This is a genomic window from Saccharopolyspora soli, from assembly GCF_022678645.1.
GTDB classification, from domain to species: Bacteria; Actinomycetota; Actinomycetes; order Mycobacteriales; family Pseudonocardiaceae; genus Saccharopolyspora; species Saccharopolyspora soli.
The window spans coordinates 1-8,089 of sequence record NZ_JALBWV010000134.1 but is presented as its reverse complement, the minus strand read 5'-3'; the positions used below and the strand labels follow the sequence as shown (position 1 = coordinate 8,089).

The following is an 8,089-nucleotide window of genomic DNA, read 5'->3' as shown; positions in this document are numbered from 1 at the left end:
CCCCCCCCCCCCCCCCCGCGCCCCCCCCCGGGGCGCGCCCCCCCGCCCCCCCCCCCCCCGCGCCGCCCCCCCCCCCCCCCCCCCGGGGGGGGGGGGCGGGGGCCCCCCCCCCCCCCCCCCCCCCCCCCCCCCCCCCCCCCCCAAGGACCGGCTCACGGGCGGCCGAGTGGCAGGGTGGTGAAGGTCGCGCCGAGGTAGTCCTGGTCGGGGCCGGGTTTGTTCGGTGCCACCTCGGCGGCGAAGATCTCGGCGTCGTCCTGGGCGTCGTAGCCCAGTTGCTCGGCCTCGGCCAGCGACACCAGCCGCCGGGTGTTGTTGGAGACGCCCCACACCACGCGGTAGCCGGGCGACGGGGCGGTCAGGCATGCCTCGAACAGCCGCCCGGCGTCGTCCGGGGACAGCCAGATCGACAGCCCCCGCACGTCGGAGGGGCGCTCGGCGCACGCGCCGATGCGGAGGCAGATGACGTCGATGCCGAACCGCGAGTGGTAGAGGCTGCCCAGCGCCTCGGTCGCCACCTTGCTGAAGCCGTAGTAGGTGTCCGGTCGGGGCACCGTCTCGCCGGGAAAGCCGTCCGGACCCGCGTCGGCGACCGGGTGGAAGCCGACGGCGTGGTTGCTGGAGGCCAGGATCACCCGTCCCACACCGGTTTTCCGCGCCGCTTCCAGCACCGTGCGGGTGCCGTCCACATTGGCCGACAGGATCTCTTCCCAGGTGTCCTCCCGGCTGTGCCCGGCCAGGTGGATGATTGCCTCGACGTCCTGGCAGGCGCGGACCATCGCGGCCTCGTCGGTGATGGCGGCGGTCTGCGTCTCGACGGCTTCACCGGGCTCGGCCGCGGCGGGTGGCTGGATGTCCAGCAACCGCAGGATGCGACCCGGTTGGCGCAGCCTGGTGCGCAGCATGACGCCGATGCGTCCGGCGGCACCGGTTACCAGAATGCGCTGGGATGGCATGACTTTCCTCCCGTCGGCGAGTGATGTCCACGCCGAACTCTATACGGGAGGTGGCCGGGATGGGGGCCCGCTCCCGCCGCCAGACATGAGCGAACCCCCGGCTGGTGGGCACGGAATGCGTGCCGCGTCCCGGTCTGCGTCGTCAAAACTAGGGCAGTCGATCATCCCCGTCAAGCACATGAGCGATGTTCAAGAATGTGAATTCTGGGAAATGGTTGGGAAATCGTCCCGATAATCTGTCCAATGTGGAGTTCGGTAGCCTGTCTGCGCAGGTGTGATGACCGATTTGCCCGCATCGCTGCGCCGGTACTTCTGTTTATTCCCCGACGCGATCTGGGGCGGGAGGAGCCGCGCTGGGTTCATTCCTCGCTGTTGGCTGTTCGGAGGGTCCGCATGGCCTGGGCGAGAGCAGCCGAGTCGGCCTTGCCCAGCGGAGCCAGGACGCGCCTGCGCAGGATTTCGGCACCGGCCTTCCGGGCGCGCTTGGCGATGTCCAGGCCGTGGTCGGTGAGCACCGCATACGTGACGCGGCGATCGGTGTCGCACGGTTCGCGGCGGATGAGGTCGGCTTTGGCGAGGCGGTCGGCGACCTTGGTGAAGCCGCCGCTGCTGAGCGCGGCCTCCCGAGCGAGCTTGGTCATCGGCATCCGGTGCTCCGGGGAGCGGACCAGGCGGATCAGGATGTCGAAGGACGCCGGGGCGAGGTCGAACTGCTCGCTGATCTCGGCGCCGATGCGTTCCTGCGTGACGTGGTAGCCCTCGATCACCAGGCCCCACCAGGTGATGATCTCGTCGTCGTCGGTGCACGGGTCCGGGTCGGTCTCGTTGCTCACCGGGCTACTCCTTTTCCTGCGGGTACTGCCGTACCAGTCTACCTGAAACAGCTCGCAAGGAAATCTCTTGCTGAGAAGAGTTCGACTGAGTACTGTCTTCGTTGGAAGAGATGAGCGACTGTTGTCGACACAGCCGCCCCGTCCCGCGAACAGGAGTTCCGACCGTGAGCAACACCGTGAAGGTCAGCGTCATCTACTACTCGGCCACCGGCGTCGGCACCGAGATCGCCAACACGCTGGTCGCCGAGGCCGAAGCGGCTGGTGCCGAGGTGCGGCTGCGGCGCGTCCCCGAACTCGCGCCCGACGCGGCCATCGACAGCAACCCGGCGTGGCGCGCCAACGTCGAGGCCACCCGGACCGTCCCCGAGGCCACCCCGGACGACGTGGTGTGGGCCGACGCGGTGATCTTCGGCTCGCCGACCCGGTTCGGCAACATCGCCTCGCAGCTCAAGCAGTTCATCGACACCCTCGGCGGGCAGTGGGCGCAGGGCCAGTTGGCCGACAAGGTCTACAGCGGCTTCACCTCCAGCTCCACCGCGCACGGCGGGCAGGAGTCCACGCTGCTGGCGCTGTACAACACCTTCCACCACTTCGGCGGCATCGTGGTCGCGCCGGGCTACACCGACGGTGCCAAGTTCGCCGACGGCAACCCGTACGGCACCAGCCACGTCGACGCGCAGGGCGCGAACAAGGTCGACGACGTGACCCGCACGGCGGCCGCCGTGCAGGCCAAGCGCGTGGTCGCCGTGACCCAGGCCCTGCAGAACGGCCGCGCCGCCTGATCACCGATCGAGTCGTAGGTGAAGGGCACCTCTTACCAACTTGCTTGGTAAGAGGTGCCCTTCACTCATCAGGCGATTCGGTTACGGGCAGGGCAGCGCGATTGCGCTCACCACTAGATCGTCGCGGACCAGCCAGCGCCCGGTGAACTCGGTCAGCGGGCGGCCCGCCAGCTCGGCGCCTTCCTTGAGCAGGTGCGCGGTGAACGTTCCGCGGCCCAGTTCGAGCCTGGCGTCTTCGAAGCCCAGCCAGTCTCGGGTGATCGGGAACCACGCCTTGTAAACGGTTTCCTTGCAGCTGAACAGGATCCGGTCCCAATGCGTGTCCGAGTCCACTGCGGACAGTTCGGTGAGGTGGCTGCGTTCCTCGGCTAGGGAAACGACGTTCAGCACTCCGTCGGGTAGTGGCCGGTGCGGTTCGGCATCGATGCCAACGGTGTGCACCTTGTCGGCCTGCGCCACAACGGCCGCCCGGTAGCCCGTGCAATGCGTGATGCTGCCGATGATCCCGCTCGGCCACTGCGGTGCGCCGCGCTCGCCCCGCAACAGCGGCGCAGGCGGGACGCCGAGCCGCTCCAGCGCCCGGCGCGCGCACCACCGGCCGGTCGTGAACTCCCGGCGCCGCTTTTCCACCGCGCGTGCGATCAGCGCTTCCTCCTCGGGGAACAGCGGCACGTCGGGCGGATCGGTGAACGCCTCGGCGGAACTGACCTCGGCGGGCAGCAGATCCTCGATCACCAGCGAAATCCCAATCTGTGGAGTTGGGTTTACACGTTTCCAGCACGCCGCTACCGTCGGTGGCATGTTCCGGACAGCGGCGCTGACCACACGAGGTTACGTGGACTTCGTGCGCGTGTCCTCCGCGCTCTGTTGCCGGTAACGGATCTTCCCCGCGGCCGCGTGTCGTCGTAGTAGCGCGCGTCCAGCCGATCACCTCCTGATTCCGCGATTCCCAGCGCGGCCGGTTCGTCGTGGCCGCGCTGCGCCCTGCCCTGCGGAGAGTGCAGATGACTGTGTCCACCGAACGCGCACCCACCGATGCGCCGACCGAACGAGATCCGATCGCCGTCACGACCGTGCAGACCCGCACGGCGCGGCGCGACAACCGCGTGCCACGTTGGCTTTTCAAGCTGATCAGCCCGATCGGCCTGGTGGTGATCTGGCAGGTGCTCAGCAGCACCGGGGTGCTCAGCGACGACACCCTGGCCTCGCCCGCCACGGTCGCCGCGACCGCGGTGGAGCTGTGGGAGGAAGGGCGGCTGCAGGAAGCGATCGCCGCCTCGATGCAACGGGTCGGCGCCGGTCTGGCGATCGGCGTCGTCACCGCAGTCGTACTGGCCACGCTGTCCGGCCTGTTCCGGCGCGGCGAGGACCTCATCGACGCGCCGATGCAGATGCTGCGCACGGTGCCGGTGATCGGCCTGATCCCGCTGCTGATCATCTGGTTCGGCATCGGTGAGCAGCCCAAGATCGTGCTCATCGCGCTGGCCGTGACTTTCCCGCTGTACATGAACATCTACGGCGGCATCCGCAACGTCGACGCCGGGCTGGTGGAAGCCGCCAAGACGCTCGGCCTGGGCTGGTTCGCCCAGGTCCGGCACATCATCCTGCCCGCCGCGATGCCCAACGCCCTGGTCGGACTGCGGTATTCGCTGGGTTCGGCCTGGCTGGCACTGGTCTTCGGCGAGACGATCAACGCCACCGCGGGCATCGGCTACGAGATGAACATGGCCCGCGAGTTCTTCCAGACCGACGTGATCGTGGTCTGCCTGGTGCTCTACGCACTGCTCGGCCTCGTCGCCGACTTCATCGTCCGACTCCTGGAAAGGACCGTGCTGGCATGGCGACCGGCGTTCAGCGGAGCGTAGTGAAACCCGCGACGGTGCGCGGCTTGAGTCGCAGCTTCGGCGACCGCACCGTGCTCGACGGGCTCGACCTGGAGATCGAGCCCGGCCAGTTCGTGGCGCTGCTCGGTCCGAGCGGCTGCGGCAAGAGCACGCTGCTGCGCATCCTGGCCGACCTCGACCGCGAAGTGACCGGCGAGGTCGAGGTGGCCGTGCGGCGCGCGGTGGCGTTCCAGGCACCGCGGCTGATGCCGTGGAAACGCGTGTGGCGCAACGTGGTCCTCGGTCTGCCGGGCCGTCCGGACAAGCAGCGCGCGGTGGCTGCGCTGGAGGAGGTCGGCCTCGGCCACCGCGTGTCGGTGTGGCCGAAGGTGCTCTCCGGCGGCGAGGCGCAGCGCGCTTCGCTGGCCCGTGCGCTGGTGCGCGAACCGGATCTGCTGCTGCTCGACGAGCCGTTCTCGGCGCTGGACGCGCTGACCCGGATCAAGGCGCAGCAACTCGTCGGTGAGCTGTGGCAACGGCACAAGTGCGCGATCCTCCTCGTCACGCACGACGTCGAAGAGGCCCTGCTGCTGGCCGACCGAGTGCTGGTGATGAGCGACGGTCGCATCGGCTACGACAAGGTCCTCGACCTGGCCCGGCCGCGCGACGTCGCCGATCCGGCCTTCCTGGAGCTGCGCGCCGAACTGCTGGCCGGGCTGGGCGTCGGGCCCGGTGAAGGAGCTTCGTCATGACCGTCGAGTTCATCGGGATGATCGGGGCCCAGCACGTCTCGGAGATCCACGCGGCCGACGGTCCCGCGATCGACCCGGATTTCCTGCGCCGGTTCGCCCAGGCCCACGAGGCAGCCGGGTTCGACCGGGTGCTGATCGGCTACGGATCGAGCAGCCCGGAGAACACCCAGCTGGCCGCGCACGTGGCCGCGCACACCGAGCGGTTGGGCTTCCTGATCGCGCACCGGCCCGGTTTCGTGGCCCCGACGTTGGCTGCCCGCACCTTCGCCACCGCCGACCACCTGACCGGTGGTCGGATCGCGGTGCACATCATCACCGGCGGCAACGACGCGGACCAGCGCCGCGACGGCGACTACCTGGACAAGGACGAGCGCTACGCGCGCACCGACGAGTACTTGGACATCCTGCACCGGGTGTGGACCGCCGAGGGGCCGGTGAGCCACCACGGCGAGCACTACCGGTTCGAGGACTTCAACACCCCGGTCCGCCCGGTGCAGCAGCCCCGAATTCCGCTGTACTTCGGCGGATCTTCGGACACGGCGCTGCGGGTGGGCGGCAAGCACGCGGACGTCTACGCGATGTGGGGCGAGCCGCTGGCGCAGACCGCCGAGCAGATCGAGGCCGTGCGGAAAGCCGCCGCGGCGGCCGGGCGTACCGAACCACCACGGATCAGCGTGTCGTTCCGGCCGATCCTGGGCGCCACCGAGGAGCAGGCGTGGGAGCGGGCGCACCGCATCCTCGACCAGATCAACGCGGCACGTGGTGGGCTGGCATCCTTCACCGGGCCGAAGACCCTGGAACCGGGCCAGCAGGTCAGAAACGTCGGGTCGCAACGCCTGCTCGCCGCCGCAGCGGCGGGGGAACTGCACGACCGTGCACTGTGGACGCCCACGGCGGCGGCCACGAACGCGGCCGGTAACTCGACCGCGCTGGTCGGCACGCCGGAGACGGTGGCAGCGGCCCTACTGGACTACGTCGACATCGGCGTCACGACGCTGCTCATCCGCGGCTACGACCCGTTCGACGACGCCGTCGACTACGGGCGAGAGCTAATCCCGTTGGTACGCCAAGAAATCGCCCGCCGCGACTGAAAACTGTCTTCGAACTCGTCTGGCGTGGCGGTGCGGATAGCGGAACCTCAGAGGTCTTCTCGCTCTGGGATCCCCGACATCATGTATGTCCGTCCGATACACGACGTCGGGGCTGTCCTCGCGAGAAGACCTCTGAGAACCCGCGGCGGTGCCGGTTGCGTAGTTGGGCCAAGCGGCTTCGCCGCTTCGAAAACGAGATCAAAAACAGCGTGATTCCCCGTTCCGGCGATGATCGGAGTTGATATGACCCGGACCTGGGCTCCGGAAGGGGCCTGCCGCGGCACCGTCGTGGTGCTGCCGGGCAGAGGCGAGAACCCGTCCGTCTACCAGCGCTTCGGCCGACGGCTGGCCGCCGACGGCTACGCCGTGGTCGTGCCGGAGGCGTCCGACGACCCGGCGACGTGCTTCCAGCCGGGAGTGGCGCGGTTCCTGGCGGGCACCGATGTCGGGGCGCTGCGAGCCTGGGAGCTCGCGCTGGAGATCGAAGTGGACGGCTTGATCCTGGCGGGCACCCCGCTGGCACGGGGGCAGCGCCCCGCCGACCGGGCCGAGGAGATCGGCGTGCGCACGTCGTGCCCGGTGCACCGGGAACTGCTGGACAACGATCCGGAGTTCGAGTGGGGCCAGCTGACCGGAGACGCGCCGGAGCCGCCGAGGCGACTGCCGGACGTGCCGACGCTGCTGTTGCACGGCGACGCGGACACGCTCGCGCCGGTCGCCCCGGTGACCTCGCTGGCCGCCCAGCACCCGCAGAGTTCGCTCGCGGTGTTCAAGGACGGCGTGCACGACATCCTCAACGACCGGTTCCACCGCAGCGTGGCCGCGCGCATCGTGCTGTTCTGCGAGGAGATCGCCAAGGGCGCGGTGCTGCTGCCCGAGACCTCGGCCGCGCCACGTGCCCGCCGGTCCGCGCCGGTGCACGTGTCGGCTCGCGCCGACTACTCGGTGCGAGCGCTGCGGGAGCTGGCCGGTAGCGGCCCTGAACCGGTCACCTGCGAGGTCATCTCCCGCCGCCAGGGCATCCCGCTGAACTCACTGGTCAACCTGATGATCGAACTGCGGCGGGCGGGGCTGGTCAGCAGCCAGCGCGGCTGCGAGGGCGGCTACTGGCTGGCCCGACCGGCCGAGAAAATCACGGTCGGCGAGGTTGTGCGCGCGGTTGAAGGTGGGGTTACCTCGGTACACAGCGGTTCACCCGGCGCCGAGGTCTGGCGCGAACTCGACCGGCGGGTCACCGAGTACCTCGACGGTGCGCCGCTGGTGAGCGAGGGAGGATCCTGATGACCGAGCACGACGCGTTCCACCCGGATTTCTCGACCGCGGTGCCAGCCGAGCAGCGCCGTGCGCTGCGCACCCGGGTGCACCACGTCCGGGCCGCCGACCTCGACGACCGGACCGCGCAGACCCAGGGCATGCGGCGGCTCGCCGCGATCAGCGGTGACCTGGTCGGCTCGGAGCGGATCTGGATGGGGGAGACGCACGTGGGCCCGTCCACGGCGTCGGACAACCACCACCACGGCGAGTCGGAGACGGCGATCTACGTGGTCAGCGGTCACCCGGAGTTCGTCTTCCACGACGGCTCCGAGGAGGTGCGGATCAAGACCGAGCCCGGCGACTACATCTTCGTGCCGCCGTTCGTCCCGCACCGCGAGGAGAACCCCGACCCGAACGACCCGGCGGTGGTGGTGATCGCCCGCAGCACCCAGGAAGCCATCGTCGTCAACCTCCCGGAGCTCTACCACCTGGAGCCCTGACCGGCGGTGGGGGGGGGGGGGGGCGCCGGGGGGGCCCCCCCCCCCCGCCCCCCCCCCCCCCCCCCCCGGGGGGCGGCCCGCGGGGGGGGGGGGGGCGG

At 69.9% G+C, this 8,089-nt stretch carries 9 protein-coding genes; 6 read left to right on the top strand and 3 right to left on the bottom strand.

Translation table 11 applies throughout. From position 1 onward, the window contains the following. Positions 1 to 152 precede the first annotated feature (152 nt). Both MOQ72_RS43490 and MOQ72_RS43485 read right to left on the bottom strand, forming a co-directional pair. Positions 153 to 956: an NAD-dependent epimerase/dehydratase family protein gene (locus tag MOQ72_RS43490; protein WP_242191921.1), complete on the bottom strand. Its 804-nt coding sequence runs from the start codon at positions 954 to 956 to the stop codon at positions 153 to 155. A gap of 359 nt (positions 957 to 1,315) precedes the next feature. Continuing rightward, positions 1,316 to 1,789 (bottom strand): MarR family winged helix-turn-helix transcriptional regulator, encoded by a 474-nt coding sequence (locus MOQ72_RS43485; protein ID WP_242191920.1) that lies wholly within the window; start codon positions 1,787 to 1,789, stop codon positions 1,316 to 1,318. A gap of 164 nt (positions 1,790 to 1,953) precedes the next feature. Between MOQ72_RS43485 and wrbA the strand changes: the two genes are divergently transcribed. Beyond that, a complete protein-coding gene (wrbA, locus tag MOQ72_RS43480) occupies positions 1,954 to 2,571 on the top strand; it encodes an NAD(P)H:quinone oxidoreductase (RefSeq protein ID WP_242191919.1) in 618 nt (205 codons plus the stop codon). A gap of 81 nt (positions 2,572 to 2,652) precedes the next feature. Here the strand turns inward: wrbA and MOQ72_RS43475 are convergent, their stop codons facing one another. Further along, complete coding sequence (locus tag MOQ72_RS43475; protein WP_308198075.1) at positions 2,653 to 3,306, bottom strand: 4'-phosphopantetheinyl transferase family protein; 654 nt, start codon at positions 3,304 to 3,306, stop codon at positions 2,653 to 2,655. A gap of 269 nt (positions 3,307 to 3,575) precedes the next feature. Between MOQ72_RS43475 and MOQ72_RS43470 the strand changes: the two genes are divergently transcribed. The 5 genes from MOQ72_RS43470 (at position 3,576) to MOQ72_RS43450 (ending at position 7,991) form a co-directional block, all read left to right on the top strand. Beyond that, positions 3,576 to 4,436: an ABC transporter permease gene (locus tag MOQ72_RS43470; RefSeq protein ID WP_242191918.1), complete on the top strand. Its 861-nt coding sequence runs from the start codon at positions 3,576 to 3,578 to the stop codon at positions 4,434 to 4,436. Further along, on the top strand, positions 4,409 to 5,146 hold the full coding sequence (locus MOQ72_RS43465; protein ID WP_242191917.1) for an ABC transporter ATP-binding protein: 738 nt from the start codon (positions 4,409 to 4,411) through the stop codon (positions 5,144 to 5,146). The genes MOQ72_RS43470 and MOQ72_RS43465 overlap by 28 nt, the downstream gene beginning before the upstream one ends. After that, the gene (locus MOQ72_RS43460; protein ID WP_242191916.1) at positions 5,143 to 6,237 is read left to right on the top strand and encodes an LLM class flavin-dependent oxidoreductase; all 1,095 of its coding nucleotides are present in this window, start codon (positions 5,143 to 5,145) and stop codon (positions 6,235 to 6,237) included. Before MOQ72_RS43465 ends, MOQ72_RS43460 begins: the two co-directional genes overlap by 4 nt. Before the next feature lie 243 nt (positions 6,238 to 6,480). After that, positions 6,481 to 7,518 (top strand): Rrf2 family transcriptional regulator, encoded by a 1,038-nt coding sequence (locus tag MOQ72_RS43455; protein ID WP_242191915.1) that lies wholly within the window; start codon positions 6,481 to 6,483, stop codon positions 7,516 to 7,518. Next, positions 7,518 to 7,991 carry a cupin domain-containing protein gene (locus MOQ72_RS43450; RefSeq protein ID WP_242191914.1) on the top strand — a complete coding sequence of 158 codons (474 nt, stop codon included), beginning with the start codon at positions 7,518 to 7,520 and terminating at the stop codon, positions 7,989 to 7,991. Before MOQ72_RS43455 ends, MOQ72_RS43450 begins: the two co-directional genes overlap by 1 nt. Positions 7,992 to 8,089: the final 98 nt, after the last annotated feature.